Genomic DNA, 25,956 nt, shown 5'->3' on the forward strand with positions numbered 1-25,956 from the left:
ACGGATTCTGTAGGGCGCTGTGAATGTGAAAGCGCGTTTCAGTTCTTTTTAAAGAGTTTACGATTTCCCCGTTCATTAATGGCACCTGCCAGCCGTTTAATTCCATGAATATACGCCGCCGTGCGCATCGAAGATGCAAAGTGGTGAGCCATGTCATACACCTTATTTGCTTCTTTCTTCATCGTCTTTTCTAGTTGGGTTTGCACCTCTTTGGCATCCCAGTAAAAACCAGCACGGTTTTGTACCCATTCAAAATAACTCACGGTGACACCGCCTGCGTTCGCTAGGACGTCGGGAATCACCTGGATGTTTTTAGCATAAAGAATTTCATCTGCTTGGGGGGAGATTGGACCATTGGCAATTTCTAAAATAGTATGCGCTTTAATCTGATCGACATTTTCTTGCGTAATTTGATTTTCCATTGCAGCCAATACTAAAACATCGACATCTAGCTCTAACAATTGTTGATTGGTTATGGTTTCATAGGTTTCAATGGCGCAGATTGATTCATCACAATAGGCAGACCCTAATTGGTGTGCTTTGTCCTTAAAAGCTTTGACATTGGCTATGTTTAGTCCAGAAGGGCATTTGATGGCGCCTTTCGAATCGGAGATGGCGACAACACGAAAGCCTTGCTGTTGTGCTAATTGAGCAAAGTGGTAACCGGCATTCCCAAAGCCTTGAACGGCAATGGTGATTTCATTGGGTTCCCAGTTTTGGCGATGGGCATAGACATCCAAGCAGAAAAGCGCACCCTGACCCGTGGCCTGTTCACGGCCTTCAGACCCATTAAGATGCACGGGTTTACCGGTAATAATGCCCGGAATTTGGCGACGTGAAATCATCGCATATTCGTCTGCCATCCATCCCATAATGGTGGCATTGGTGTACATGTCTGGGGCAGGAATATCACGGCTCTCCCCAATAATATCCGCAAAGGCTCGAATATAGCCTCGAGAGAGCCGCTCAATTTCAAGTAAAGAGAGCTCTTTGGGGTTAACTGTAATGCCACCTTTTGCGCCGCCAAAAGGTAACCCTGCAACAGCACATTTAACGGTCATCCAAAAACTGAGGGAAGTGACTTCATCAAGATTCACTCTTGGGTGATAGCGAATGCCGCCCTTGGTGGGGCCTCGGGTGTCATCATATTGAACGCGATAGCCGGTGAAGACTTGTAAACGCCCATCATCCATTCTGACGGGAATATTAACGATAATTGAGCGGTTAGGAACCGATAAGCGGGTCATAACCTCTTCTTCAACATCGATATAGTTAAAGACATCTTTTAGTCTTTGTTTTGCCATTTCAAACATGATTTGGCCTCCGTTTATAAGTTTAAAAAAGGGTGCCTGATTTTTGGTATCTTAACTCAATGTCGTTGGGCAACCAGATGAATATAGCGCGCCATGTGTCGAAAATCGGGCGCGCGGCAATAGCGATATTCGAGTTCGGCCAGTTCTTGCGAGTCTGTTTTTTCAAACGCTGCGGGGGGGATATAGTCATGAAATACTCGAATGCCCGTTTCGACCTTAACGCGAAACCCCCATTGTTGAAGCCAATCTAAAACCGCATGCGGAAATTGCGGGTTAGGGGGCGTTAACCTTTTCCCTTTGCCCATATAGTGATCGTTTAATAAAAATTGTAGTCGCCAATCCCCCTTAAGAGCATTGCTCATGACGATTGAATTACGATTGTAGTACAACAAAGAGAGATGGCCTTTGGGTGCGACCTTGTCGGCAACGGCTTTCAATGTGGCCTTGGGGGATGCGAGCCATTCTAAAACGGCATGAAACAGCACGAGGTCAAACTGTGGTAAATCGGCTGCGAGATCTTGAGCGGCACCGTGTAAAAAAGTGGCGGATAGATTTTGATCCGTAAAGTGTTGTTGGGCGCGTTGTAACATCTTCGAGGATAAATCACAGAGGGTGAGGTCATGACCCCTTTCGGCAAACCAGGCGCTGATTTGGGCGAAGCCACAGCCAGCATCCCATATTGAAAGAGCGGAAGATTGCTGGAAGGTTTTCAGATCCTCTTTGATAAGTTTGAGTCTCAGGCCGCCCTTTAAGGTGCCATAAACACGTTGTTCAAATTTTTCGACTAAATTATCAAAATTACGGTCAGTTTGCATAAAATAAATAAATCTTAAAGTTAATGGATGATTGGCCGTTAATGTTTATTAAGAACAAGTGTTTAGAGGAATTTTGTTATGGCTGCCATCTCTCCGAGCGAAGGATATACTTCCGCGATCAGCAACAAGTCTAATGGTCTTGAAGGTTTACTACAAGCAAAAAATAAAGCTGATCAATTGCAGATGACAGCGGGTCAAAATATGGGTGCCGATACAAAGGATCGGTTTGATGGATCGGCGAAAGGCTTACAAGCGTATGCCGCAACTGAAAAATTTCAACAATCTTATGCCTATAGCCAAACCATGACACTGGCATTAACCACTCAGCAGGGCGATGAAGTTCGGGTCGACTTTCGACAACTCTATGTTCAGTATCAACAGACGCAACAATCTCAAGCACAACAACAAGGCCCCGAGGGGGTTCGGTATTTTGAAAGCCGAGAAACACTGGAAGCAACGGCATTTGAAGAACGGTTTGGCTTTTCGATAGAAGGGGATTTAAATGAAGCTGAACTGAATGCAGTTTTTGATGTCTTTAAGCAAGTTGACCGTTTGGCGACCGAATTCTTTAATGGGGATATTGAGAAAGCCTTTGAAAAGGCCCAAGCGCTCAATGTGGATTTTGGTCAGCTCAGTAGCGTTAGTTTGGATCTCAATAAAAAAGAGAGTGCAGCCGTTAGTTATCAGCAAGCACAAGCCTATCAATCGGTTGAATCAAACCAAGCCAATGAGTCAGGCGCAAAAGGACAGATTTCCCAATTACCGCCTTACTTAAAAAATTGGCAAGAGGTCATTCAACGCATGGACGAGCAATTTGCTGATGCGCGAGACAGTTTCGATAAGTTGATGGCTGGCAGTTTAACGCAAAGGAGCGAAGGAACGCCAGGACAAGACTTTTCAACTTGGTATGATCGTGTCAGTCGTTTTCATGACAAGTTGGCTGAAGTTGCCAACTTGGATAAGAAAACGTTAAAGCCCAGTAATCTTGAAGTGGAACCCTTGATTCAATCAGAAGAAGCACTCGCTGAAAAGGCAACAGAACAAATGGAATCCTCCAAAGAATCAGCAGATGAAAGTTTGTTAACGTCGAGCACCAAATAAATCGGTTCCAATTCTGACGAGGGTTGCCCCTTCAAGGATGGCGGCTTCTAAATCCGCTGACATGCCCATTGAGAGGGTATCTAACTCACTGTCTGGACATAACGCTTGTAATTGTTTGAGCAGCTGCTGCATTTGTTGAAACGGTTGGCGTTGTGCCTCTAATCCTTCTGACTTGGCTGGAATAGCCATCAGTCCTCTTAGCGATAGGTTAGGCATTGCGGCTATTTCGGCCGCTTGTGCGATTACTTCTGCTTGACTAAAACCCGCTTTTGAATCTTCTTCACTAATATTGACTTCCAGTAGTATATTTAAGGGCGGTAAGTCTTTTGGGCGTTGGTCAGACAGGCGGCGCGCAATTTTGTATCGATCCACACTGTGCACCCATTGAAAGAGCTCTGCAATTGGCCGTGTTTTATTTGACTGTATCGGCCCGATAAAATGCCATTCTAAATCTGGTCGCTGCTCAATCTTCGTTAAAGCTTCTTGTAAATAATTTTCACCAAAAGCCTTCTGGCCTGCTTCGGCAAGGACTTCAATGGCTGATAGCGGCTTGGTTTTGCTGACGGCCAGTAGTTGGACACTCTGTTGTGGACGATTGGCCGCTGCCGTTGCAGTTTTAATGCGATTGAGTACGGTTTGGTAGTTTTGGATGAGTTCGGCGTTGGTTAAATTGTTTATCATTTTAATTTTGAGCTCATAAGAAATTTTGAAGCACTCATTATCGCTTGGTTATTGAAAGGTGTAAAATGAAAATTATGACAATGATGATTAATGAGGAGTGTGTGAATGAAGAAGATTCAATCCAGTGATTTGAGCTATCCCTATGAAGAAAAACTCTCACGTTCAGAATATGAAGAAACCAAAGCATTATTACAAATTGAATTGCTAAAGTGCCAAAAATGGATTAAGCATCAAGGCGAGCGACTGGTGATTTTATTTGAAGGTCGTGATGCAGCTGGCAAAGGTGGCACCATTAAACGCATTATGGAACACTTGAACCCGAGGGGAGCACGCGTGGTGGCCTTGGACAAGCCTTCCGAAACAGAAAAAGGCCAATGGTATTTTCAACGCTATATTAAGCACTTGCCGACAGCGGGCGAAATCGTTTTATTTGACCGTTCCTGGTATAACCGAGCGGGTGTTGAGCGGGTTATGGGGTTTTGTACCCCGCCTGAATACAATCAATTTATGCACCAGGCACCTGAATTGGAGCGCATGATTACGTCAAGCGGTATTCATTTGATGAAGTTTTGGTTTTCGGTTGGACGAGATGAACAGCTACGACGATTCAATAACCGCCAACATGATCCTTTAAAACAATGGAAACTCAGTCCAATGGATTTGGCATCTCTTGACCGATGGGATGAATATACCAAAGCCAAAGAAGATATGTTTTTTTACACCAATACCAAAGAAGCTCCTTGGACGGTGATTAAATCCAATGATAAGAAACGTGCTCGTTTAGAAGCGATTCGCTATGTGCTAAACGCTTTTCCTTATGACAATAAGAATGATGAAATCCTACAACAGGATCCATTAATTATTAGTTCGGGTGAAGACGTTTTTAAAGAAGATTAACGCGCATTATTTTTATTTATTTATAGTTAAGGAATAAAGCCATGACCATGCATTATCAACAACACGCAAAAGAGGTGGTATCCCGCTTCGAAAGAATGTTATCGAAAGAACAAGTAGAAGGCATTACTCAAGAACACTTTGATGAGCTGGAAATTCTCATCACCGCGGCTTTGGGGGTGGTCTATTCTGAGGTATCACATAAAGCGGCAAAGTCTTTGGAAGAAATGGCCAGCGCACTTCGACATCAAGCCAATGAAGTGGATTAGCGATAGACGGCTAATACAAAAAACTATTGCAATGGATAATTTGATAATTTGGTTCGGGTTGCCACTCGGTCAAAAATCCTTCAAGTGATCCTTCATAACAGCCGGGCCGAAAAGGGGTGTGGCATAACCGGTTGGGAATTTGCCAGTCTTCCAATAAGGTGGCCGCACCGATTGCTTCAGCTGGCGCACCTGGCCAAATAAAGTGTGCGGGTTTGACGATAAATGGGAAATCCGCATCACTGTGAAGTAGTACTTGAATTTGAAAGGTACTTTTTAACTGTTGACTGAGGTATAACGCAGTGGCGATGGCATGATTTGACGCAGTTATCAGTAAGGGTGCTTCAGTATTGAAAGGAGCAGAAAACTCCTCTAAAAACCACCAGGCCTGGTGGTTTTTAACGAAAACAAACGGGGTATCCGCCGGCAGCGAGATGGGCGCTTTTGCGAGAAACTGAAGGCGATTGCCTTGTTGTGACATGAGTTGAAATCGGGTTTGATTCCATTCAAAAACGGCATTTAATGGCAAAGCAACGGTTGAATCAAGATGGCTTTCATCTCGGTGTAATTGCCAGTGACTTAGCCAAAATCCATTAGGCTGTTCTGTCTGTTGCTCAAAGTCCAGTTGGAAATCGATCATAAGGGCCTAAATTGGGTTATTGCGATAGACAGGCCGTCCCTGGAAATAGGTCAGTTCAATTTGGCCGTTAAATTCCCAACCATCAAATGGTGAGTTATCGCCATGACTCACCATTTCTTTTCTGGAAAGCGTCCAATAAGCTTCCGGTTCAAAAAGACTGAAGTCAGCAAATAAGCCTGAGGTTAGACTGCCATTCTGAATGCCGAGTATTTTGGCAGGACCTTCCGTGAGTGCACGAATGGCTTTGCTTAAATCGAAGACACCTTCTTCAACCAATTTTAGGGTTAAAGGCAGTAGCGTTTCTAAGCCACTGATACCGGGCTGGCTTTCACCAAAAGGTAACAGCTTTACATCCCGATCTAACGGGGTGTGGTCACTGACAATGGCATCGATAATGCCCATCTTAACGCCCATACGTAAAGCATCTTTATCTTCATGACGGCGAAGTGGTGGGGACACATGAAACAGTGAGTCAAAATCCAAGGTGTCGTATTCAGTCAAGTGCAACTGATGAATAGCCACATCGCACGTTACCGGCAAACCGCGTTTTTTGGCATCGGCAATCATCTCGACTGATTTGGCTGTGGAAATCTGTGAAAAGTGAACACGTACCCCTGTTTCTTCTGCCAAGATGAGGTCTCTGGCCAAGGCAACCGTCTCTGCTGAAGCGGTGATCTCTGCCAAACCTAAACGACTACTGATGACACCGCTATGGGCGACACCGTTATTTTTTAGCGTCGTATCTTCACAGCGTAACATTAATAATAAATCGTTGCTGGCAGCATACTGCATGGCATTTTTTAAAGTCAGTGGGTTTTGAATCGGCTGGTTGGCTTGGCTGAGCGCAATGCATCCTGCATTTTTGAGTGCCGCCATATTACTCAGCATTTTGCCTTCAAGGTTTTGACTAATCGCACCAATAGGCAGTACAAAAGCCGTCGCCGCCTGACGTGCTCGACGTTGTATTAATTCCGTAACCGCCTGGTTGTCATTGACTGGTCGGGTGTCGGGCGGGCAACAAATAGTGGTAATGCCACCGGACACTGCGGCTTTGGTTTCTGAGGCGATATTGCCTTCATAATGGCTGCCCGGTTCGCCTAAGCGTGCTTGTAAATCAATCAGACCCGGTAATAACCATTTGCCTTGACCATCAATGGTTTGTGAGGCATTAAAGCCATCTGGCGTCGTATCACTAATCGCAAAAATGCGACCTCTCGCAATATAGAGGTTGGTGATTTTATCTAAGTTTTGGCTTGGGTCAATAATGCGAACCTGTTCAATGGCCAGTCTCATTTCGATTCCTCCAGACAAGATGCGGCTAAGTTGGTCTCTTGTAACTGTTTAGCATTATCAATAATAATGCTCATCACTGCCATTCGTACTGCAATACCGTAGGTGACTTGCTCTAGAATCACGGATTGTTCGCCATCAGCAACTTCTGAATCAATTTCCACGCCGCGGTTCACCGGGCCAGGGTGCATAACAATGGCATCTGGCTTGGCATAGTTCAGACGTTCTTTGGTTAGACCATAGAGATTAAAAAACTCTTTTTCACTGGGAAGTAGGGCGCTTTTCATGCGCTCATTTTGCAAGCGAACATTAATAATGACGTCAACGCCATCCAGGCCTTCCTCAATGTTTTCATAGACGTGAACGCCTAAGGCTTCTGGATGCGATGGCATGAGTGTTCTTGGACCGATCACTCGAATTTCTCGTGCCTCTAAAATACTGAGAGCTTGAATCTGTGAGCGCACCACGCGTGAGTGTTGAATATCGCCGATAATGGCGACCTTAAGGTCAAAAATATCGCCTTTGTGTTTGCGAATGGTAAACATATCGAGCATAGCTTGTGTTGGATGTGCATGCTGTCCATCCCCCGCATTAATAACATGCACATGCGGAGCAACGTGTTTGGCAATAAAGTGTGCCGCGCCGCTTTCACTGTGTCGTACCACAAATACATCGGCCATCATGGCTTGTAGGTTCCAAAGGGTATCGAGTAAGGTCTCACCCTTTTTGGTGGAAGAGGTGGCGATGTTTAAATTGACCACATCGGCCGATAATCGTTTTTCAGCAATTTCAAAAGTGGTCAGTGTGCGTGTACTTGGCTCAAAAAACAGATTCATAATGGCTTTACCATGCAGGTTTGGCACTTTGCTAATCTGCTTGGTTTCAGAGTCAATAAAGGTGTTGGCGACGTCCAGAATTTCTGTGAGATGATGGTGTTTTAAGCCTTCTAGGGTCAAAAAATGACGCAATTTGCCCTGGGTATTGAGTTGTAGATTCGGAGTTGTCAGTCTCATGATGATTCCTTTTAGAGCGCGTTGAGCCAATTTTCTAAAATAATTTGGGCCGCATGGTCATCTATGGGTTGGTCGGATGATGTTTTTCGCTGTTCTGCTTCAATCGAACTGAGTTGTTCTTCGATAAAGAAGACCGGCGTTTGGTAGCGTCCGCTCAGGCGTTGTCCAAATTTACGTGCGGGTTGGGTGAGAGCCTGAGGTTCGCCGTTGAGCCGCATGGGCAACCCAACTACAATCGCAGTGGGTTGCCAGGCTTCAAATATCCGGCTGATATGTTGCCAGTCTGGTTGACCATCTCGGCTAGCAACAATCGCTTCGGGTGATGCTGTACGGCTAATGGTTTGACCAACGGCAACGCCAATACGTTTAAGACCAAAATCAAATCCTAATAAAACGCCTGAGACGCCTGCAGCGGATTGCGGCTGTTTAGCCATGTCCAGCTTCCATACTTAAGGATTCAGGCAAAATGCCCAAGGTGTTCAATGCCACCTGCCATTTTTGGTCAGGGTCAATATCAAACAACAGGCTTTCGTTATATGGAATCGTTAGCCAGTTGTTTTGTTGAATTTCTTCATTTAATTGGCCTTTTTCCCAACCTGCAAAACCTAAACAAACTAACATCTTTTCAGGCAGTTTCCCCTCAGAAATAGATTTTAAAAAGTCTTCGGAAACCGTCATCGCCAAATTGTCAGCTAAAGAGACACTCTTTTGCCAATCGCCTGGGGGTTGGTGCAAAATAAAGCCATGTTCCATATCCACAGGCCCTCCCATCATAATGACTTGTTCTGATAGCGTTTCATTGGCTTCTAACTGTTCAGTCGGGAGTTGAAAGTGCTCAAGTAATTGGGTGAGGTTAAATTTATGTGGCAAGTTCACCACTAATCCCATGGTGCCGTGTTGATTATCTTCAACGACATACACCAGCGTCTTTTCAAACCAGCTGTCCGCCAGATTGGGCATCGCGATTAAGAAATGATGTTCGAGTGACGTTAAGTTTTCCATAGCTTGGAATTATATCAGCTTGCTTTCACATTCAGTTAAACAATTGTTAACACAACCACAACAATCCTGAAATGGTCGCTTGATTCAGTCTATTCAATAAAGTGAAGGCGCTCGCTCATGGCAGGGGTGATGTAAAATTGATTGGCTTGATCAATAAGGATGGCTTGGGTAATGCCCATGCGTTTGGCAATGGCTTGCCAGTTGTCTGGACCCGCAATCATTAAAGCAGTTGCCGCCGCATCTGCAGTGGTCGCATCGCGATGAATCACCGTCACCGATAAAAAAGCATCTGCAGGGGTACCGGTATTGGGGTTGATAATATGACTATAGCGCTTGCCTTGCCACTCAAAAAAGCGTTGGTAGCTGCCAGACGTAACAATGCTTTCATCCCCAGAAATTTCCAGCCAAGCAATCGGTTTATTTGGGTTCGCTGGGGATTGAATGCCAATATGCCAAGCTTCCGTGTTGTCTTGGCTCACCGCATGACTGGGACGCTTTTGGCCAATAATGCGCATGTCCCCCCCGATATTGACAATCGCATTGCGAATCCCGGACTGCTTCAGGGTGTTAATGGCAATATCTAACGCCAAGCCTTTGGCATTGCCGCCAAAATCTAATTGCACATCGCGATTGTTACTGATGAGTTGGTTGCCTTCAAAGTGAATCGCTATAATGGAAGGGCGGTTTTTTAACCAAGCGGCTATTTGGGCTTTGGACGGTGGAGGGCCTTGCCAGTCCTCAGAGTGGAAGCCCCAAAGATCGATGAGTTGGCCGATGCCGGGGTCAAATAAATAATCTGACTGAGCCGCCAATTGCTGAGACTTGATAATGAATTCTTTAACGCCACTTGGGACTTCAATTGGGGTTTGTTGGGCGATCGCTTGATTGATTTTGCTTAGAATACCGCCTTTTTCCCAAGCGTGCCAGTCGCGATTAAATTGATGGAAGCGTTGTTCAATGTCGATAATCGCTTGTTGCGCAAGGGGCTTTGGCGTATCAACAATTTCGATATTCACCTGAGTGCCAAACACATAAAAGCTTTGCTGAACAGGGGGCAAAGGCTTAGGCTCTGAGCAACCGATAAGTGCGGCAAGGGTATAAAAACACAGTAAAAATGACCAGGCCTGGTTGTTTTGAACGCTAAAAAAAGACTTTATTCGCATGGTTTCCGATTGAGTGTGGATTCCAAATGATTAAATAACTGCCCTGCAATATTGAGGTCAAACTGAGCATCCAGCTCCCGAATGCAGGTTGGGCTGGTCACATTAATCTCGGTGATATAGTCGCCAATCACATCTAAGCCTACAAAATGTAAACCTTTTTGGCGCAGAGTAGGGGCGACCTGTTCACACAGCCAACGATCTCGATCTGTTAGCGGTTGGCCGACACCGCGACCACCTGCGGCAATATTGCCACGAGTTTCTCCTTCAGCCGGAATGCGGGCTAAAGCATAATCAACGGGGGTTCCATTGATGAGTAAAATGCGTTTATCCCCTTGCGCGATTTCCGGTAAATAGCGTTGTGCCATAATCGCATGCTGCCCGTGATCAGTCATGGTTTCAAGTATGACATTAATATTCGGGTCGTTTTCACGAACTCGAAAAATGGAAGCGCCGCCCATCGCATCCAGGGGCTTTAAAATAGTATCTTGATGAGTGGTGATAAAGTGTTTAATCCGTTCACTATTTGCAGCGACAAGGGTGGGGGGGATACAATGCGGAAACCAGCTGGCAAACAGCTTTTCATTACAATCTCTTAAGGACTGGGGTTTGTTTACCACCAACGTGCCTTGTGCTTCTGCCAATTCTAATAGATGAGTGCTATAAAGATAGTCGGCATCAAACGGTGGGTCTTGTCGAATAAATATGATATCCAACGTACTTAAATCACATGTTGATGTCGCGCCAAAACCGTAATACTGACTTGTGTGATCGTCGTGCGCTCTATCCCAGACTTTGAGTTCACTGACTGAAGCATAAGGTTGGGCATTGTCTAAAAACAGATCTTCAGGTTGCATATAGTAAAGCTGATGCCCTCGGCGTTGCGCCTCCAAGAGCATGGCGAAAGAGCTATCTTTGTATGGCTTGATTTTATCAATCGGATCCATGACCATTCCGATTTTAAGCAGTTGCATAGACAGTCCTTATTTTTTAGACGGATTGAGCTGCAGCAATTTCACGTGCTGCGGCAAGTAGAGCCAAGCGCGCAACCACGCCATAAGCATAAAAGCGATTCGGACCAGCATCGGGGGATTGATTTTGATCTGGCATCACACAGGCATTTTCAAATGACAAAGGTTCGAAATGCATGCCGGGAGAATTGAGATTGTCAGTCGCCTCTTTCCCGGTATGGACTCGGTAAAATCCACCAATGACTTGGTTGTGCATCATATAAACGACTGGTTCGGCCACTGCATCATCAATAGTTTCATGCGTATAAACCCCTTCTTGAACCAACATCTGTTCGGCCACGAGTCCTTCCTTGGCGGAAGACATTTTATTGCGTTGTTTGCGGTTTAATTGCAAAACATCATCCGCGGTTTTGACCGACATAATGGCCATGCCATAGGTGCCACTGTCTGATTTGACAATGACAAACGGTTTGCAGTCAATGTCATGTTGTTCATAGTAGTGTTGTGTTTTCTGTAACACCTGGTTTACGGTTTCGGCTAACTGGTCAATGCCAGTTCTGTCTTTAAAATTAATGGGTCCGCATTGCTCAGATAAAGGGTTAATTAACCAAGGATCGATCTGAATCATTTGCGAAAATTCATTGGTAACATCGGTGTAAAAATTAAAGTGTTCCGTCTTGAAGCGAGTTGCCCAGCCCAAATCTAATGGCGGCAGAAGCGTTTGTTCAATTTCTTCTAAAATCTCAGGACGACCACTGGATAAATCATTATTCAGCAGTACTGCACAAGGGAAAAAATCATTGACACCCACCCGTGCTCCTTGGCGTTTAAGCGGATGTTGGGTGATGGTCTTGCCGGATGGTAGGGTTAAATGGGTGGTTTCAGTTAAGTCTGGATTTAAGCTGCCAATATGGACTTCATAACCAGCAGAAGTAATGATTTCTTGTAATATGGCTAAGTTTTCTAAATAAAACTGGTTACGCGTATGATTTTCAGGAATCAGTAATACGCCATCGGCAATTGGGCAAGCCTGTGTAATGGCATTTTGCGCAGCCTGAATCGCCAGAGGGCGTAAATCAGAGTGCAGGTTATTAAAGCCAGCTGGAAATAAATTAGTATCCACCGGTGCCAGTTTATAGCCTGCATTGCGCAGGTCTACTGACGCATAAAATGGAGCAGGCGTTTGTTTGAATTGTTTTCTGAACCAGCCTTCAATTTCCGCTTGATGATTTAACAGGTGTTGTTCCAATTCAAGTAGCGGGCCAGTGAGTGCAGTTTGTAAATGTGGCACTTGATGCGTAGAGGGCATATTTTTTCTCAAAAGTTGAAATGATAATGGGGGTTAATCAATCGATGTCAATATTATACAGAAGTGTTGATTTGAACAAAGTTTAAAAGTCACCCCACAGGGTTTGTAGGGCCGATAAAATGACCAGTCCTGCGGTTTCTGTGCGGAGGATTCGTGGACCTAACCGTAGGGGTTGCAAGCCTTTTTGACACGCTAAAGCCACTTCTTCTTCACTTAGTCCGCCCTCAGGGCCAATTAAAATGGCAAGCGGGTCATTCGTGGGAGGAGGGAGCTGTTTAAGGCTGAGGGCTGCGCTTGGCTCTAATACCAGCCCCTGTGTGTGTTCAGCTGAGGTGAGCCAGTCGGTAAAGGGTATGGGTGGCAAAATGGTAGGTAGGTGGTTACGGTTACTTTGCTCACAAGCTGAAATGGCTATGTCTTGCCATTGTTGTTGACGTTTAAGCTGCTTATCTGCACTCAGCTTGACATCACAGTGTTCGGTAAATAGCGGCTGAATGGTGGTGATGCCCAATTCAGTAGCTTTTTGAATGGTAAAGTCCATGCGGTCGCCCTTGGAGATACCTTGTAATAACACCGTGTGAAGCGGTGATTCGCGGTTGATGGTGTCAATTGCAATAATTTCGACTTCAGCATGGCGGCGATCAATAATCTGTAACTGTGCTTGTGCTTGCACACCTTGTCCGTCAAATAGCTCAACCGGACGGTTATGTTTAAGCCGTAGCACATTGAGCGCATAGTGTACTTGTGCTTTCTCTAAGCTCACCTTTGCTCCCGGTTGGTAGGGAGTCGGCAAATAGAAGCGGGGGATTCGCATAATTCAAAGTGCTCGCAAAAGCTATTCAGAGGGCGATTTAAAGGTTAGTGCCTGCACAATATGGGTGGTTGGTTCAGCTTGGTTCATACTATAAAAGTGCAGTCCTGGCGCACCCGCATCCAGTAAGCGTTGGCATAAATCCGTGACCACGTCCTGCCCAAATGCTTGTAAGCTGGCAGTGTCATTCTCATAGCTCTCTAAACGGCACTTTAACCAACGTGGCACTTCAGCGCCACAGCCTTCTGAGAAACGAATGAGGTTTTCATAATTGGTAATCGGCATAATCCCAGGCACAATCGGTAAATCAATGCCTGAACGTTCACAGTTATCAATAAAGTAGAGGTAACTGTCGACATTGTAAAAATATTGGGTAATCGCCGAATCGGCACCTTGTGCAATTTTGTGCTTAAACCATTTGATACCAATGTCACAGTTACGTGCCTGCGGATGGGTTTCGGGATAAGCGGCGACTTCTAGATGAAATTGATCGCCTCGTTCTTGACGGATAAAGGCGATCAGGTCGCTGGCATATTTAAATTCACCAGGATCCATCATGCCAGAAGGCAAATCGCCTCTTAGTGCAACAATCCGCTTAATGCCCATTTGTGTATAAGTGTCCAAAAGGTCTCTGACACTCTCTGCCGTGGCGCCGATACAGGTTAAGTGCGGAGCGGCATCAAATTCTGTTTGAGTTTGAATATAGTCTACCGTTTCTAGGGTTCGCGCTTGGGTTGTGCCACCCGCGCCATAGGTAACAGACATATATTGTGGGTCAATAACCTTTAGCGATTCAATAACCGTTTTCAGTTTTTCCATACCTGCGTCGGTGCGAGGCGGGAAAAATTCTAAACTCAAGTGTTGAGGGTATTTTTGTTGCGAATGCATGCTACTTCCTTTTGTTTGGCTCGGCGGTAAAAACACCCAGGCCTGGGTGTTTTTAGGTGGTTGAGAAAGGATTATAAACCGGCGTCAAGTCTAAGTTGTGCCGCTTTGTCTGTTTTTTCCCAAGTAAAGTCAGGGATTTCACGACCAAAGTGACCGTAAGCCGCGGTTGCCTGATAAATAGGGCGAACCAAATCAAGCATGGCAATTAAGCCTTTCGGACGTAAGTCAAAATGTTCACGGACTAAGGCTTCAATGGTGCTTAAAGCAACCTTTTCTGTGCCGAAAGTTTCTAGGCTAATGGATGTTGGTTCCGCCACGCCAATCGCATAAGAAACCTGGATTTCACACTTGTCAGCTAAACCGGCAGCAACGATGTTTTTTGCAACATAGCGTCCGGCATAAGCCGCAGAGCGATCCACTTTAGACGGGTCTTTCCCAGAAAAGGCGCCGCCACCATGTCTTGCCATGCCGCCATAGGTATCGACAATAATCTTACGACCTGTCAAACCCGCATCGCCCACGGGGCCACCAATGACAAATTTTCCAGTGGGATTGATGTGATACTGGGTACCAGAATGCAGCCACTCGGTTGGTAAAATGGGTTTAATGATTTCTTCCATCACCGCTTCGTGAAGCGTCTTGTTATTAACATCCGGATTGTGTTGGGTCGAGATGACCACTGCATCAATCGCAACGGGTTTGCCATTTTCGTAGCGCAAGGTCACTTGGCTTTTGGCATCGGGTCTTAGCCAGTCCAATGCTTTTGAATGACGCAATTCGGCTTGCTTTTCCATGAGTCGATGGGCATAGAAAATCGGTGCCGGCATTAGCACTGAGGTTTCATTAGAGGCATAACCAAACATTAACCCCTGATCTCCGGCCCCTTGTTCGTGATTGTCGGTCTCATCAACGCCTTGAGCGATTTCAGGCGATTGTTTACCGATAGAACTCAGCACCGCGCAGGTGGCGCCATCAAAGCCCAAGTCACCATGGTCGTAACCAATGTCGGTGACCACTTTACGGACCAATTCCTCTTGATCCACCCATGCGTCGGTGGTGATTTCACCACCTAAAATGACCATTCCGGTTTTGACAAAGGTTTCGCAAGCCACTCGGGCTCTGGGATCTTGTTTTAGGATGGCGTCTAACATCGCATCGGAAATTTGATCGGCGATCTTGTCTGGATGGCCTTCTGAAACGGATTCGGAGGTAAATACAGTGGTTGTCATTTAGAGTGTTCCTCAAGTTAATATTCAAACACAGTGGGCTTGAATGTAAAAGTTTCTTGGAACGGCTTTTGGAGGGAGGTTTATATGACTTCCTCGCTTTAGCCGTATTTTTAAAGCGCCCGCAAGCTGTAGAATCAAATCGGCGCATAATGGTTATTGTGAAGAAAAATAGCGGATGATGCAAGTTTTTTTCAAAAAGGATTTGTTAGCTTTGTTGGTTGTCATCTAGCGGTCATGTATTTGTCATAGCAGCTCAATGTGCATTCGCTAGAATCAAACCTCTTTTGTCTTATGGTTAATTTTACTAGGTGATGCCTGTCAATTTAAGGGCCTATCTAGGTTAGGTCGCGCTAGTGAGATTACGTCGGAGTATTTTTTGACAATGAATTACCTATCTGATGTGCAGGTGGCGCATTTAAAGCAATCGCCTTTGGGATCTGAATTAAAAGAGATTTTTGTAGAGGAATCGATTCAGACGTTGTTTCAGCCAATTGTTAGTTTGAAAAGCAAGCAGGTCTTTGCTGTTGAAGCTTTGACGCGAGGACCTTTGAATTCGCCGTTGTTTTCGCCAATGAATTTGTTTAATTTTGCCAGTGAACAAGGGTGCTTGTTACCCATGGATTTAATGGCAAGACGTGTCGCGATTAAGAGTTTTAAACAAGCGATGCCGGAACGTAATATGGCGACGCACTTGTTTTTGAATGTCTCAGTGAGTTCAATCCTAAGCCAGGAACATCCATCTGGATTGACAATGGCTTGTTTGAATGAGTTTGATGTTGATCCGCAACAGGTGGTGATTGAAATTACCGAATTACAGCCCGTTGAGGATAGTGCACAGTTTCTACAAGCCATTCAATATTACCGAAAAATGGGATTCAAGGTTGCTATTGATGACCTGGGGTCTGGCTATAATGGCTTAAAGCTTTGGTCGGAAGTGAAGCCGGATTATGTCAAAATCGATAAACACTTTATTACCGAAATTGATAAACAAGCTGATAAATACCGCTTTATGCAAACCATCTTAACCCTTGCAAAGAGTTTGGGAACCAAAGTGATTGCAGAGGGGGTTGAGACTGAATCAGAATTACGCATCTTAGAAAAACTGGGCGTGGATTATGTTCAAGGGTATTTGTTAAAACGTCCTGCTCCGGTCATTGATGGCGTTTTAGATTATCAATGGCAGGAAACCTTGCAAGTTGCCGTCAATGAAGAGGAAACCATTGCCAGTTTATGTGACCCTGTTTTTTCAATGCCACTCAATACTCGCGTTAAAGAGATAGCGGAAGTTTTTTTACAACACCCAAAGCGAACCTGTATTCCTATTGTTGAGAAGGGACAGGTGTTAGGGATGGTTTGGCGTCGTGAATTAATGGATTTACTGGCCAGTCAGTTCGGACGTGAGCTACATCATCGAAAACAAATCAATAAAGTGATGGATCGAACCCCCTTTATTTTTGAGGCGGGCACTTCGCTAGTTGAAGCGAGTCGAGAGATCACCCGTGATACTTCTTATGATAAGGGAGCGTTTATCGTCATCAAAGATGGTCTTTATCAAGGTTGTGGTTCTTTTATGGCACTGCTAGAAATGATGACTGACTTGAAAGTTCGTAGTGCTCAATATGCTAATCCACTCTCTGGGTTGCCGGGGAATGTGCCGATTCAACAGACTCTGCAAATGTATTTAGACCGGAAGCAAGCGTTTACCGTTATTTACGTGGATGTGGATCATTTTAAGGCTTATAACGATCACTATAGCTTTGAGCAAGGGGATCAAGTTATAAGTGCCATTGCTCAGGTGTTGAAGTCGACAGTGAATGGGTCGCCTGGGTTTATTGGTCATATTGGTGGCGATGACTTCGTGCTGATTTTAGAAAGCTTGGATTATCAATCCATTTGTGAAACCATCTTAGAAAAGTTTCAAACGGCCAGAGCGCCATTTTACACGCAGCAGGACCGTGAGAAAGGGGGGATTGATGCCAAGGGTCGAGATGGTGAATCCCAGTTTTTTCCGATGATGACGTTATCATTAGGTGTGTTACTAGTGGATACGCGTCTCTTTGAGCATACACAGAAGTTGGCCTCTTTGGCCACTAAGGCGAAAAAAGGGGCAAAGCACCAAGGGGGGAATACTTACTATTTGGTTGATTCGCGTAAGATTCCCCCCGTACAATAAGGTGTTATGATTTTCTGATTAATGGGGCTGAAGCGGGTTAAACTCTCTGGGGACGTCCTTTTTTCGCGATCTATTTGATTTGCTTGCAAAAGTTTAGAAGTTCTGTAAAATTAACGGCTTTTTTCAAAACAGGTACAGATAATGGCTTCTGTAAATACGCTAACAGCAACGGCGCCTTTGGTAGGCGTAATTATGGGTTCAACATCCGACTGGCCGACCATGGAAAAGGCAGTGGAAATGCTTGAACAATTCGGTGTTCCGCATGAAGTTCGGGTGGTTTCCGCGCACCGCACACCCGATTTAATGTTTGAATATGCCGAAACAGCGGAATCACGCGGATTGCAAGTGATTATTGCTGGGGCAGGCGGCGCGGCGCATTTACCCGGTATGGTTGCAGCTAAAACCTTGGTACCGGTGTTGGGCGTGCCGATCCAGTCACGCGCGCTCAGTGGAAAAGATTCTTTGTTATCAATTGTACAAATGCCAGGCGGTATTCCGGTGGGGACTCTGGCTATCGGCGAAGCTGGGGCGAAAAACGCCGGTATTTTAGCTGCACAAATTGTTGCCAATCATGTTCCTGACGTTAAGTCGGCATTGCAAGCCTTTAGACAACAGCAAACACAAGCCGTTCTAGCGCAAGGCGACCCAAGAGCTTAATGGCAAGTGGTTGGTGGTATAATTGGCTGCGATTGATTCGGTCTTAATGAACAACTTTTGAATGGAATACTTTATGACACCCATTACCAAAAAAATTGGAGTCTTGGGAGCAGGACAGTTAGGTCGTATGCTGGCCATTTCAGGCTACCCATTGGGACAACAGTTCGCCTTTTTAGCTCAATCCGCAGAGGAGCCAGCGGCTACGCTCGGACAATTAATTTTGGCGGAAACAGCGGATGACCAGAATGCTGTCAAGGCGTTGGAAGGTTTCGCCGATGTCATTACCTATGAAAGTGAAAATACCTCAGTGGCATGGGTGCGCGAAATGGCGAAAACCACACCGGTTTACCCAGCAGAGAAATCGTTATTTCATGCGCAACATCGTGGGCGTGAAAAGGCGTTATTCGACCAGCTATCGATTCCTTGTGCTCCCTATCAGGTTGTCGATTCTATCGAGTCGCTAACTCAAGCCGTGGAAGAATTAGGGTTGCCGGCTGTATTGAAAACCACCACGGAAGGCTATGATGGCAAGGGCCAGTTTTTACTCAAGGAAACAAGTCAAATTGCCCAGGCCTGGCAGGAAATTGGTGGCCGAGAACTGATTTTAGAAGGTTTTATTGAATTCAGCCGTGAGTTGTCAATTGTTGCTGTACGCAATGCACAAAACGAACATGTTTATTACCCGCTGGTGCAAAATGTCCATGAAGATGGCATCCTACGTTATACAATCGCGCCAGCGCGTCAAATATCTGACGAAATTCAAACCCAAGCCGAAGCTTATATGAAGGCACTGCTCGATGAGCTAGATCATGTTGGGGTTTTGACGCTGGAGCTGTTTGAAACCCTTGATGGTCTGGTTGCCAATGAAATGGCACCCCGTGTTCATAATTCAGGACACTGGACGATAGAAGGAGCACACACTAGTCAGTTCGAGAACCATGTGCGTGCGATCAGTGGGTTGCCTTTGGGCGATACCACGCCGCGTCAACCGCTGGCCGCCATGGTGAATATTATTGGAGAAACTGGGCCGGTGGATCAGGTTTTAACCATGCCGCATGCGCATTTGCATTTGTATGATAAAGCGGAAAGAGCGGGTCGTAAGTTAGGACATATTACCGTTTTGGCGAGTGATGAAACGGAGCTCTTTTCTCTCATGAATGCATTAAAAGCCTTTTTACCGGTTGCAGACGCTTAGACACTTTTAGTCGCCATATTTTAATAATTGGCTTAGGGTTTCAATCACATCCGTTGGTAAAATGCCTGCTTGGCTTTTTTGATTGGCGAGCAGGTCACCACTATGGGCATGGCAACTCACCGCTAAACAGGCGGCATCAAATAAATTCAGTCCTTGACCAATAAAGCTGGCAAGTGCGCCCGTTAAGACATCCCCCATACCACCAACCGCCATGCCGGCATTTCCAGCTGTACACAATTCCATGTGTTGACCGTCATAGATTAAGGTGCCATTACCTTTGAGTACAATCACACCGCCATATTGATCTTGTAACTGATGAATTGCTTGAACACGATCGCCCTGGATAGTTTGGGTAGTCGTGTTTAGCAGTCTGGCAGCTTCGCCTGGGTGGGGTGTTAAAACCCAGTCATGGCGTTTTTGTGGAGATTTTGCTAGCAAGTTCAGTGCATCTGCATCGACCACCTTAGCGATATCCACCGGAATTATCTGCTGCCAAAGTTGTTGCGCCCACTCATCCTGCCCCAAACCGGGGCCAATGGCAATGGCTTTAATGGATTCAAGCAGGGGGACTAATTGGTGTGGTGCGTCTGCGTCATAAACCATCAGTTCCGGTTGGGCTTGGGTGATGGCTAAACAATGCTCCAGTTTGGTTAGAATTTTAACTAGGCCTGCGCCACTATTGAGGGCTGCCATGCCGGCTAACTGAATGGCGCCCATCATATTGCGATTGCCACCAATTAACAGTAGGCTGCCTTGGCTGCCTTTGTGTGCTGCCGATTTGAGTGGGGGGCGTTTTTTTAACCAGTAGTTTAATGGGTGGTTTTGAGCAATAAAAGGTTGGTCATTAAATAAATCAGGAGAAATAAACAGGTCACTGAAATAAATTTTGCCAGCGGTATCGGTCCCTTGTGCGGTGTACAGTCCAGGTTTATGGGTGATAAAGGTACAGGTGTTATTGGCTTTGATGGCCGTTCCCAATATCGCGCCCGTGTCAGCACTCAAGCCGCTGGGGATATCGATCGCTAAAACGGGTTTTTGTGCGGCATTGATTTGCTGAAACTGCTGGGCTAGCTCACCTGTAACCGGCTTATTTAAACCAATGCCAAACACAGAATCAATAATAATGTCGGCTTTTGTCAGTGCGGTTTTTGTTAAGGGGGATGTGCTTAAACCCATTGCTTGGCATTCCTGCCAGACGCTCAATGCATCGCCACGAATATGTGATGCATCACCCAATAGCACTATCTCAACCTCTAATCCTTCAATCATCGCATATTGTGCCAACATCAAACCATCGCCACCGTTATTGCCGGTACCGGCAATAACGAGCAGATGCTTGGCTTTTGGTGCGAGATGATTGAGGGTTTTATAGGCAAACATAGCAGCGCGTTTCATAAGCAAAATACTTGGGATTTGCGATTGTGCTAAATGGTCGAGTTGTTTGCTCTGCTGTGCGCTATAAAATTTCATAAGCCGATTTCAAATTTTAGGTAAACCAAATCAGTAAGGTGATGCCAAATAGGATACGGTAAATACCAAACGCATTAAAGGTAAAGTTTTCTAGGAATTTTAGAAACAGTTTAATGGTGAGCCAAGCAAAGATAAACGCAGTCATAAAACCGACGAGGAGTGGCATCCAGCTTGAATCCGCAAAGTCCTGGTAGTGTTTGACGAGATCCAGTCCTGACGCAGCCAGTAACACGGGAAGTGCCAATAAAAACGAAAATTCGGCAGAGGTTTTACGATCAAGTCCCACAATCATGCCTCCAATAATCGATGCGCCAGCACGGCTGGTTCCCGGAATCAAGGCAAACATTTGGGCAATCCCAATCCAAAAGGATTGCTTAATAGAAAGGTCTTCCATATCGTCTGTGCGGTGTTTACCAGGTACGTAGAGTTTTTCCATGATTAAGAATATCACCCCGCCAATGATAAATAGCCAGGCCACCGTTTCAATGGTAAAGAGTGCTTTGATATGGTCTTGTAATAAAAAACCTACGGCTGCAATCGGTAAGAATGCAATAAATACATGTCCCCAAAGTCGGCTGTGTTTGCTCGAAAACTTGTCTTGATAATGTGAAAAAATAGCAAGGATAGCAGCCACTTGAATAATGACTTCAAAGGCTTTATTTTGCTGAGTGGCTTCAACGCCTAGCCACTCGCTGGCAATAATCAAATGGCCTGTTGAAGAAATCGGTAAAAATTCGGTCAAACCTTCAATAATGCCTAAAATAGCGGCTTGAAACAATTCCATAAATATATTTTCCTTGTTGTGTGGTCAGTATGTTTAAAGCTGGTGACGCAAATCACGAAGTTGAAAGCCCGTTAATGGCAAATCAATATTTTTCGTGAGTGCAATCACTTTAAAAGTTTCTCCCATTTCATTAGGGAGGGTTAGAGTTTTAATCTGTTGGGCCAGTTTCAGCGAACTGACAACATTGTCTGGATCAGACAGTTCGGCAGACATTTCTAAAATGCCACTGCTCATTAAAAAGTGTGCTTGGGTGGTGAATCCAGCTACCTTAAAACCCACATCAAACCCAGCTTCAGCCACTTGGGTGAAATCGACATGGGCCGTAATGTCTTGCAGGCCTGGGTAAAAAAACGGGTCACTATGTGCTCGGTGTTGATAATGACAGCGTAAAGTTCCCATTTTGCGGGCTGGCTGATAATACTCTTGTCGGGTATAGCCATAGTCGATGAGCAATAATGCGCCTTGATGAAGGAAATCGGCAATCGAATGTAGCCAGGGATGAATGTTGGCATTCACCTCTGTTTCATAACCTTGCGGAGACGGAGTACCGATTTGTTTTAAAATTTGATTGCAGGTGGTTTGTAAATCTGCTTCGCTGATGGTGTGATAACTCCATTCAAATCTGTGTTCTTCTTCGTTATACTCAACAAACCCACGAAGCGTCTGTTCTGCTTCCAGGCGCAATTTTTCAACAGGCATAGCATCCAGCACCTCGTTGGCAATAATGACTGCTGACATGGGCGCTTGCGGAAGTTGGTCCAGCCAAACGACTTTTTGTTGCAAAGACTGAGGAAGGGTTGCTAGGGTTTCAGCCTGTTTCTGTTTTAAATCGGCACTGAGCTCGATAATATAGTAGGTTTCCAAGGGGTGATTGGCTTCATCGAGTGCCAGTAAAAAATCCCTGGCTAAAGTCCCTTTCCCTGCGCCGAATTCAATCACATTGGGTTGATCCAGTTTAGTCAAGATTTGACTGGCCTGACGGGCTAAACAGCGTGCAAACAGTGGCGAAATTTCGGGCGCGGTAATAAAGTCGCCTTCGGCCCCAATTTTGGGTAAGCCGCTGGTATAGTAGCCGAGACCTGGGGTATAGAGAGCCAACTCCATAAAACGTGGAAAAGGCAAAGGGCCATGGCGCTTTAAGGTCTGGCGGATTTTTTGTGTCAGTTCAGCGCTGCGTTGCTTTAAAGGTTCTGGTGGTTCCGGAAGGGTAAACTTGGGTTTCATAGTCTTTTCAATTATGGTCGATGTGTTAGTTGCAATACATTCTTCGAGCTGAGAGAACGGTATGACTTTATTTTTAGGGTATTATATTACAGCTTGAAAGTGGTTAAGGGTGAAGTTGTTGGCAGTGTTTTTGCTTTCAGTTGATATAGAAAATGTTTTAAGGAACGAATTCGATGAAACTAGGGATTAAAAAAAACCACGAAAACGAATGGTTAGTGCATATCGGCTTTGCTACGGTCAAGCTGGACCGGTTTTCTGTAGAACTGCTCAATATTACCCTTGAACATTTAATTGCGCTGGAGCATGGTGAAACCCATTCCATTTTGCAAAGTTACATCGTCATGGGATTGAAAATTAAAGAATTGGATGCGGCCGGTATTCAATTGTTGGTTTTAGAATCCGACAACCAAGATTTACTGAAATTAATGCAGGTTGCTAATGATCAGGATTTGAATGATGCAATTATCAAAAATGCCGGTGGCATTTTGGCGCGACAATTAAAATCCGATTTTGAAAAATCTGCAATGCCAGATACGGATGTGGCAAAAGACGCCATCAAACGTATCGTAGAGACCTTGTTTAATCTTGAAACGCAAGGAAAAATTGAATTTTACGATGAAAATAAGCGTTATATTTAGAGGTTTTTATGGAGATTACTGCAAAAAAAGATGAAAACGGACATTTGCTGTTGGGGTTTGATGGCGTGACTTTTGAATTGCCAGAAAATGCCATAGGGTCTTTACAAAAACTGATTGGTGGGCGTTTGGCTCAAACGGCAGGCGGCAACACCGAAAGCTTGCAGCGAAAAATCAAAACTTATCGAAATTTAGCGACCAAAATGATTGTAGTAGACGATGTCGTATTACAGTCAATTTTACCTAGAATGAAGCCAGAGCAGTTAGTCACGATGGTGCGTCTTGCTGATGGAGAGCGACTGTTTCATAAGGTGATACGGAATTTATCACGTCAAAATGGGAAACAATTTCAACAAGATTATTTAGATTTTGATCAAATTACCGAACATCAAGCCTGTGTGTATATGGAACAAATTCTCCCCTTAATTAAAGAGGCGGCTCAAATGCAAAAAAACCGCCAATTCGAGCAAGCCTGATTATTGGGTGCTTAGGTTGTTCATTGACTTGAGCGGCGACGATGAATTTTTAGGCCAACGGCGTTAGCGGCAATAACGGCATGCGGTTTATTGAGGGTTAATGCTATTTCGCTGACTTTGGGATAGTGATCGAAAAGGCGCTGACAGAGTTGCTCAGCCAAGGTCTCAATGAGTTCGAACCGACTGGCTTTCACCCACTCGATAATGTCATCACTCACCGTTTTATAGTTAACCGTATCGTTAATTGCATCAGATTGTGCTGAGTCGATCAAAGATGTGCTTAATTCAATATCAAAAATTAAGGGCTGTTCAGCCTGTTTTTCCCAATCATAAATGCCAATAATGGTGTCAACGCGCAATCCTTGAATAAACAAAATATCTGAGATAGGCCTGTCACAGGAAGATGTCGTCATCGTTTTTTAAATCCGTAGTAGAAAGATTTCGATATTATCACAGACTCCGTTAAAATAGCGACCCAAAATCATAATCGAAAGAGGTGTTTCAATGGATTTAATGCTGATGGGGCAATGGGGCTTGGTGTTATTGGGCGCTTATTTATTAGGGTCGCTATCGTCAGCGATTATTGTCTGTCGTCTAATGGGCTTGGCTGATCCGCGACAAGCTGGCTCAGGCAATCCAGGTGCCACCAATGTAAAACGTCTTTATGGTAGTAAGCCCGCAGCCATTACCTTATTAGGCGACCTCTTAAAAGGCTTTCTACCTGTGTTATTGGCAAATCAACTCGGGGTTGATGCGCTTTGGGTTATTTTAATTGGCTTGGCGAGTTTTTTAGGGCATTTGTATCCGGTGTTTTTTGGATTCAAAGGTGGTAAAGGGGTGGCAACCATGTTGGGTGTGATGTTCGGCTTATCCTTGCCCATTGGACTGGCTGTTTCCGGAACCTGGTTGTTTGTCGCTAAGGCATTAAAGGTGTCATCCTTATCCGCACTGGTGGCAACCGCGTTAGCGCCATTTTATATTTATTTGCTAACCGAAACGTCATCAGACACGGGGGCGGAAATGACTTGGATCACAGTTACCTCCTTGATGACGGTTATTCTGTTTTGGCGTCATAGAAGCAATATCGAGCGTCTTTTAAAAGGCGAAGAAAGTTTTATTAGCAAAAAATAATTAGCATGCTGCAGCACGTCCAGCTGATCTGGGGCGGGCTGAATTCATTTATTTATGTCAGTATATTATTCTCCGCGATGATTAATAATGAGTCACCTTCCTCGAACTCTTTATAGTCATAAGTTTCGAGCAGGGTAAAATAGTTAGAAACCACATTTAGTAGGGCTTCTCTATCATGGAATATGAACAACAGTCCTTCCATGGTAAATTCTTTATTCCCTAGCCAGAATGTATGGGCAAAGATGCCATTAGATTTTATGACTTGCTGCTGTCGTTTTAACGAGCTTTCAAGGTGCTTTCGATTTAAATGATGCAGTACTTTGTTTGAGAAGATGCAATCGTATTTTTTATCAGTTTCTATTAAAGCTGCATCCAGCTTTTGAAACGGAATGTCAGTAAATCTTTTTCGACATCGTGCAAGAAACTCCTCCGATAAATCAGACCCTGTCACGTTGTATTGATTTTGAAAATACTCAATGTCGTTGCCTGGACCACACCCTAATTCTAACAATGTCGCATTTTTAGCAAGATGCCTCTCGAGAACCTCATATAGTTTTGTGCCATCATAATCAATGCAAATCTTTTCGTATTCATCGACTTTCAATGGATCACTATAGAACGCCATGTATTTCTCCCAAGCGCATTTCTATAGAATAGTGAGGCAGCCATCTGAGTGGCTATGCTTAAAAAAATATAATTCTTTTGAGTGAAGTGCACTGGGATATTAGCTTATTTTTAGGGTCGCAATTGACTCGAGCTAAAAAGTAGTGAAAGCTGTGCGGATTTTTCTAAAGAGGGCCCATGCCTGAGATAATAATGCACAGGCCT

At 44.8% G+C, this 25,956-nt stretch carries 28 protein-coding genes; 9 read left to right on the top strand and 19 right to left on the bottom strand.

The features are described 5' to 3' along the window. Window positions 1-38: 38 nt before the first annotated feature. Complete coding sequence (locus tag CYQ88_RS04370; protein ID WP_101840130.1) at window positions 39-1,313, bottom strand: Glu/Leu/Phe/Val dehydrogenase; 1,275 nt, start codon at window positions 1,311-1,313, stop codon at window positions 39-41. 56 nt (window positions 1,314-1,369) lie between these two features. After that, window positions 1,370-2,128 carry a methyltransferase domain-containing protein gene (locus CYQ88_RS04375; protein ID WP_101840131.1) on the bottom strand — a complete coding sequence of 253 codons (759 nt, stop codon included), beginning with the start codon at window positions 2,126-2,128 and terminating at the stop codon, window positions 1,370-1,372. A 78-nt stretch (window positions 2,129-2,206) separates the two neighbouring features. On the opposite strand from CYQ88_RS04375, the gene CYQ88_RS04380 reads away from it, so the two are divergent. Beyond that, a complete protein-coding gene (locus tag CYQ88_RS04380) occupies window positions 2,207-3,229 on the top strand; it encodes a hypothetical protein (RefSeq protein WP_101840132.1) in 1,023 nt (340 codons plus the stop codon). Here CYQ88_RS04380 and CYQ88_RS04385 read toward each other — a convergent pair. Then, window positions 3,209-3,910, bottom strand: a complete 702-nt coding sequence (locus CYQ88_RS04385) for a YggS family pyridoxal phosphate-dependent enzyme (RefSeq protein ID WP_101840133.1) — start codon at window positions 3,908-3,910, stop codon at window positions 3,209-3,211. The two genes, CYQ88_RS04380 and CYQ88_RS04385, sit on opposite strands and share 21 nt — an antisense overlap. A gap of 105 nt (window positions 3,911-4,015) precedes the next feature. Between CYQ88_RS04385 and ppk2 the strand changes: the two genes are divergently transcribed. Beyond that, complete coding sequence (ppk2, locus tag CYQ88_RS04390; RefSeq protein ID WP_101840134.1) at window positions 4,016-4,807, top strand: polyphosphate kinase 2; 792 nt, start codon at window positions 4,016-4,018, stop codon at window positions 4,805-4,807. A gap of 41 nt (window positions 4,808-4,848) precedes the next feature. Next, window positions 4,849-5,073 (top strand): hypothetical protein, encoded by a 225-nt coding sequence (locus CYQ88_RS04395; protein ID WP_101840135.1) that lies wholly within the window; start codon window positions 4,849-4,851, stop codon window positions 5,071-5,073. Window positions 5,074-5,083: 10 nt separating this feature from the next. On the opposite strand, the gene CYQ88_RS04400 is transcribed toward CYQ88_RS04395, so the two are convergent. The 11 genes from CYQ88_RS04400 to metK form a co-directional block, all read right to left on the bottom strand. Beyond that, window positions 5,084-5,710 carry a hypothetical protein gene (locus CYQ88_RS04400; RefSeq protein ID WP_101840136.1) on the bottom strand — a complete coding sequence of 209 codons (627 nt, stop codon included), beginning with the start codon at window positions 5,708-5,710 and terminating at the stop codon, window positions 5,084-5,086. 6 nt (window positions 5,711-5,716) lie between these two features. Further along, the gene (locus tag CYQ88_RS04405) at window positions 5,717-7,003 is read right to left on the bottom strand and encodes a dihydroorotase (RefSeq protein ID WP_101840137.1); all 1,287 of its coding nucleotides are present in this window, start codon (window positions 7,001-7,003) and stop codon (window positions 5,717-5,719) included. Further along, window positions 7,000-8,013, bottom strand: a complete 1,014-nt coding sequence (locus tag CYQ88_RS04410; protein ID WP_101840138.1) for an aspartate carbamoyltransferase catalytic subunit — start codon at window positions 8,011-8,013, stop codon at window positions 7,000-7,002. Before CYQ88_RS04410 ends, CYQ88_RS04405 begins: the two co-directional genes overlap by 4 nt. An 11-nt stretch (window positions 8,014-8,024) precedes the next feature. Next, window positions 8,025-8,447 (bottom strand): Holliday junction resolvase RuvX, encoded by a 423-nt coding sequence (ruvX, locus tag CYQ88_RS04415; RefSeq protein ID WP_101840139.1) that lies wholly within the window; start codon window positions 8,445-8,447, stop codon window positions 8,025-8,027. Then, window positions 8,440-9,015 carry a YqgE/AlgH family protein gene (locus CYQ88_RS04420; RefSeq protein ID WP_101840140.1) on the bottom strand — a complete coding sequence of 192 codons (576 nt, stop codon included), beginning with the start codon at window positions 9,013-9,015 and terminating at the stop codon, window positions 8,440-8,442. The genes ruvX and CYQ88_RS04420 overlap by 8 nt, the downstream gene beginning before the upstream one ends. An 89-nt stretch (window positions 9,016-9,104) precedes the next feature. Further along, the gene (locus CYQ88_RS04425; protein ID WP_101840141.1) at window positions 9,105-10,178 is read right to left on the bottom strand and encodes an FAD:protein FMN transferase; all 1,074 of its coding nucleotides are present in this window, start codon (window positions 10,176-10,178) and stop codon (window positions 9,105-9,107) included. Next, window positions 10,169-11,149 (bottom strand): glutathione synthase, encoded by a 981-nt coding sequence (gene gshB / locus CYQ88_RS04430; protein WP_101840142.1) that lies wholly within the window; start codon window positions 11,147-11,149, stop codon window positions 10,169-10,171. Before gshB ends, CYQ88_RS04425 begins: the two co-directional genes overlap by 10 nt. 16 nt (window positions 11,150-11,165) lie before the next feature. Then, entirely contained in the window at window positions 11,166-12,455 is a 1,290-nt protein-coding gene (gene gshA, locus CYQ88_RS04435) for a glutamate--cysteine ligase (RefSeq protein WP_101840143.1), read from the bottom strand. Window positions 12,456-12,537: 82 nt separating this feature from the next. After that, window positions 12,538-13,269 carry a 16S rRNA (uracil(1498)-N(3))-methyltransferase gene (locus CYQ88_RS04440; RefSeq protein WP_101840144.1) on the bottom strand — a complete coding sequence of 244 codons (732 nt, stop codon included), beginning with the start codon at window positions 13,267-13,269 and terminating at the stop codon, window positions 12,538-12,540. Between the two features lie 21 nt (window positions 13,270-13,290). Then, window positions 13,291-14,154 (bottom strand): methylenetetrahydrofolate reductase [NAD(P)H], encoded by an 864-nt coding sequence (gene metF / locus CYQ88_RS04445; protein ID WP_101840145.1) that lies wholly within the window; start codon window positions 14,152-14,154, stop codon window positions 13,291-13,293. 71 nt (window positions 14,155-14,225) lie between these two features. Then, on the bottom strand, window positions 14,226-15,383 hold the full coding sequence (gene metK / locus CYQ88_RS04450; RefSeq protein ID WP_101840146.1) for a methionine adenosyltransferase: 1,158 nt from the start codon (window positions 15,381-15,383) through the stop codon (window positions 14,226-14,228). Between the two features lie 382 nt (window positions 15,384-15,765). On the opposite strand from metK, the gene CYQ88_RS04455 reads away from it, so the two are divergent. From CYQ88_RS04455 to CYQ88_RS04465, 3 genes are all read left to right on the top strand, one after another. After that, window positions 15,766-17,556 (top strand): bifunctional diguanylate cyclase/phosphodiesterase, encoded by a 1,791-nt coding sequence (locus tag CYQ88_RS04455; RefSeq protein WP_101840147.1) that lies wholly within the window; start codon window positions 15,766-15,768, stop codon window positions 17,554-17,556. Window positions 17,557-17,697: 141 nt separating this feature from the next. Then, window positions 17,698-18,213 carry a 5-(carboxyamino)imidazole ribonucleotide mutase gene (gene purE / locus CYQ88_RS04460; protein ID WP_101840148.1) on the top strand — a complete coding sequence of 172 codons (516 nt, stop codon included), beginning with the start codon at window positions 17,698-17,700 and terminating at the stop codon, window positions 18,211-18,213. A 73-nt stretch (window positions 18,214-18,286) separates the two neighbouring features. After that, window positions 18,287-19,408, top strand: a complete 1,122-nt coding sequence (locus CYQ88_RS04465; RefSeq protein ID WP_101840149.1) for a 5-(carboxyamino)imidazole ribonucleotide synthase — start codon at window positions 18,287-18,289, stop codon at window positions 19,406-19,408. A gap of 6 nt (window positions 19,409-19,414) precedes the next feature. Here CYQ88_RS04465 and CYQ88_RS04470 read toward each other — a convergent pair whose 3' ends face one another. From CYQ88_RS04470 to CYQ88_RS04480, 3 genes are read right to left on the bottom strand one after another with little or no spacing between them, the layout of a single operon-like run. Continuing rightward, on the bottom strand, window positions 19,415-20,878 hold the full coding sequence (locus CYQ88_RS04470) for an NAD(P)H-hydrate dehydratase (RefSeq protein WP_101840150.1): 1,464 nt from the start codon (window positions 20,876-20,878) through the stop codon (window positions 19,415-19,417). A gap of 16 nt (window positions 20,879-20,894) precedes the next feature. Continuing rightward, window positions 20,895-21,662 carry an undecaprenyl-diphosphate phosphatase gene (locus CYQ88_RS04475; protein ID WP_101840151.1) on the bottom strand — a complete coding sequence of 256 codons (768 nt, stop codon included), beginning with the start codon at window positions 21,660-21,662 and terminating at the stop codon, window positions 20,895-20,897. 33 nt (window positions 21,663-21,695) lie between these two features. After that, window positions 21,696-22,886 (bottom strand): class I SAM-dependent methyltransferase, encoded by a 1,191-nt coding sequence (locus CYQ88_RS04480; protein ID WP_101840152.1) that lies wholly within the window; start codon window positions 22,884-22,886, stop codon window positions 21,696-21,698. Between the two features lie 173 nt (window positions 22,887-23,059). Here CYQ88_RS04480 and CYQ88_RS04485 point away from each other — a divergent pair, with 173 nt between their 5' ends. After that, the gene (locus CYQ88_RS04485; RefSeq protein WP_101840153.1) at window positions 23,060-23,524 is read left to right on the top strand and encodes a FliG C-terminal domain-containing protein; all 465 of its coding nucleotides are present in this window, start codon (window positions 23,060-23,062) and stop codon (window positions 23,522-23,524) included. Between the two features lie 8 nt (window positions 23,525-23,532). Next, complete coding sequence (locus tag CYQ88_RS04490) at window positions 23,533-23,997, top strand: FliG C-terminal domain-containing protein (RefSeq protein ID WP_101840154.1); 465 nt, start codon at window positions 23,533-23,535, stop codon at window positions 23,995-23,997. A 20-nt stretch (window positions 23,998-24,017) separates the two neighbouring features. Here CYQ88_RS04490 and folB read toward each other — a convergent pair whose 3' ends face one another. Continuing rightward, complete coding sequence (gene folB, locus CYQ88_RS04495; RefSeq protein ID WP_101840155.1) at window positions 24,018-24,410, bottom strand: dihydroneopterin aldolase; 393 nt, start codon at window positions 24,408-24,410, stop codon at window positions 24,018-24,020. 91 nt (window positions 24,411-24,501) lie between these two features. Here folB and plsY point away from each other — a divergent pair, with 91 nt between their 5' ends. Then, window positions 24,502-25,128: a glycerol-3-phosphate 1-O-acyltransferase PlsY gene (gene plsY, locus CYQ88_RS04500; protein ID WP_101840156.1), complete on the top strand. Its 627-nt coding sequence runs from the start codon at window positions 24,502-24,504 to the stop codon at window positions 25,126-25,128. A 52-nt stretch (window positions 25,129-25,180) separates the two neighbouring features. On the opposite strand, the gene CYQ88_RS04505 is transcribed toward plsY, so the two are convergent. Beyond that, on the bottom strand, window positions 25,181-25,753 hold the full coding sequence (locus tag CYQ88_RS04505) for a trans-aconitate 2-methyltransferase (RefSeq protein ID WP_101840157.1): 573 nt from the start codon (window positions 25,751-25,753) through the stop codon (window positions 25,181-25,183). Window positions 25,754-25,956 lie beyond the last annotated feature (203 nt).

This window comes from Hydrogenovibrio sp. SC-1 (assembly GCF_002848135.1).
Taxonomy (GTDB): Bacteria; Pseudomonadota; Gammaproteobacteria; order Thiomicrospirales; family Thiomicrospiraceae; genus Hydrogenovibrio.

What these genes read in the sequence shown, in the direction of transcription:
- CYQ88_RS04370 (WP_101840130.1), bottom strand. Translation starts at nt 1,313, where the DNA reads ATGTTTGAAATGGCAAAACAAAGACTAAAAGATGTCTTTAACTATATC.
- CYQ88_RS04375 (WP_101840131.1), bottom strand. Translation starts at nt 2,128, where the DNA reads ATGCAAACTGACCGTAATTTTGATAATTTAGTCGAAAAATTTGAACAA.
- CYQ88_RS04380 (WP_101840132.1), top strand. Translation starts at nt 2,207, where the DNA reads ATGGCTGCCATCTCTCCGAGCGAAGGATATACTTCCGCGATCAGCAAC.
- CYQ88_RS04385 (WP_101840133.1), bottom strand. Translation starts at nt 3,910, where the DNA reads ATGATAAACAATTTAACCAACGCCGAACTCATCCAAAACTACCAAACC.
- ppk2 (WP_101840134.1), top strand. Translation starts at nt 4,016, where the DNA reads ATGAAGAAGATTCAATCCAGTGATTTGAGCTATCCCTATGAAGAAAAA.
- CYQ88_RS04395 (WP_101840135.1), top strand. Translation starts at nt 4,849, where the DNA reads ATGACCATGCATTATCAACAACACGCAAAAGAGGTGGTATCCCGCTTC.
- CYQ88_RS04400 (WP_101840136.1), bottom strand. Translation starts at nt 5,710, where the DNA reads ATGATCGATTTCCAACTGGACTTTGAGCAACAGACAGAACAGCCTAAT.
- CYQ88_RS04405 (WP_101840137.1), bottom strand. Translation starts at nt 7,003, where the DNA reads ATGAGACTGGCCATTGAACAGGTTCGCATTATTGACCCAAGCCAAAAC.
- CYQ88_RS04410 (WP_101840138.1), bottom strand. Translation starts at nt 8,013, where the DNA reads ATGAGACTGACAACTCCGAATCTACAACTCAATACCCAGGGCAAATTG.
- ruvX (WP_101840139.1), bottom strand. Translation starts at nt 8,447, where the DNA reads ATGGCTAAACAGCCGCAATCCGCTGCAGGCGTCTCAGGCGTTTTATTA.
- CYQ88_RS04420 (WP_101840140.1), bottom strand. Translation starts at nt 9,015, where the DNA reads ATGGAAAACTTAACGTCACTCGAACATCATTTCTTAATCGCGATGCCC.
- CYQ88_RS04425 (WP_101840141.1), bottom strand. Translation starts at nt 10,178, where the DNA reads ATGCGAATAAAGTCTTTTTTTAGCGTTCAAAACAACCAGGCCTGGTCA.
- gshB (WP_101840142.1), bottom strand. Translation starts at nt 11,149, where the DNA reads ATGCAACTGCTTAAAATCGGAATGGTCATGGATCCGATTGATAAAATC.
- gshA (WP_101840143.1), bottom strand. Translation starts at nt 12,455, where the DNA reads ATGCCCTCTACGCATCAAGTGCCACATTTACAAACTGCACTCACTGGC.
- CYQ88_RS04440 (WP_101840144.1), bottom strand. Translation starts at nt 13,269, where the DNA reads ATGCGAATCCCCCGCTTCTATTTGCCGACTCCCTACCAACCGGGAGCA.
- metF (WP_101840145.1), bottom strand. Translation starts at nt 14,154, where the DNA reads ATGCATTCGCAACAAAAATACCCTCAACACTTGAGTTTAGAATTTTTC.
- metK (WP_101840146.1), bottom strand. Translation starts at nt 15,383, where the DNA reads ATGACAACCACTGTATTTACCTCCGAATCCGTTTCAGAAGGCCATCCA.
- CYQ88_RS04455 (WP_101840147.1), top strand. Translation starts at nt 15,766, where the DNA reads ATGAATTACCTATCTGATGTGCAGGTGGCGCATTTAAAGCAATCGCCT.
- purE (WP_101840148.1), top strand. Translation starts at nt 17,698, where the DNA reads ATGGCTTCTGTAAATACGCTAACAGCAACGGCGCCTTTGGTAGGCGTA.
- CYQ88_RS04465 (WP_101840149.1), top strand. Translation starts at nt 18,287, where the DNA reads ATGACACCCATTACCAAAAAAATTGGAGTCTTGGGAGCAGGACAGTTA.
- CYQ88_RS04470 (WP_101840150.1), bottom strand. Translation starts at nt 20,878, where the DNA reads ATGAAATTTTATAGCGCACAGCAGAGCAAACAACTCGACCATTTAGCA.
- CYQ88_RS04475 (WP_101840151.1), bottom strand. Translation starts at nt 21,662, where the DNA reads ATGGAATTGTTTCAAGCCGCTATTTTAGGCATTATTGAAGGTTTGACC.
- CYQ88_RS04480 (WP_101840152.1), bottom strand. Translation starts at nt 22,886, where the DNA reads ATGAAACCCAAGTTTACCCTTCCGGAACCACCAGAACCTTTAAAGCAA.
- CYQ88_RS04485 (WP_101840153.1), top strand. Translation starts at nt 23,060, where the DNA reads ATGAAACTAGGGATTAAAAAAAACCACGAAAACGAATGGTTAGTGCAT.
- CYQ88_RS04490 (WP_101840154.1), top strand. Translation starts at nt 23,533, where the DNA reads ATGGAGATTACTGCAAAAAAAGATGAAAACGGACATTTGCTGTTGGGG.
- folB (WP_101840155.1), bottom strand. Translation starts at nt 24,410, where the DNA reads ATGACGACATCTTCCTGTGACAGGCCTATCTCAGATATTTTGTTTATT.
- plsY (WP_101840156.1), top strand. Translation starts at nt 24,502, where the DNA reads ATGGATTTAATGCTGATGGGGCAATGGGGCTTGGTGTTATTGGGCGCT.
- CYQ88_RS04505 (WP_101840157.1), bottom strand. Translation starts at nt 25,753, where the DNA reads ATGGCGTTCTATAGTGATCCATTGAAAGTCGATGAATACGAAAAGATT.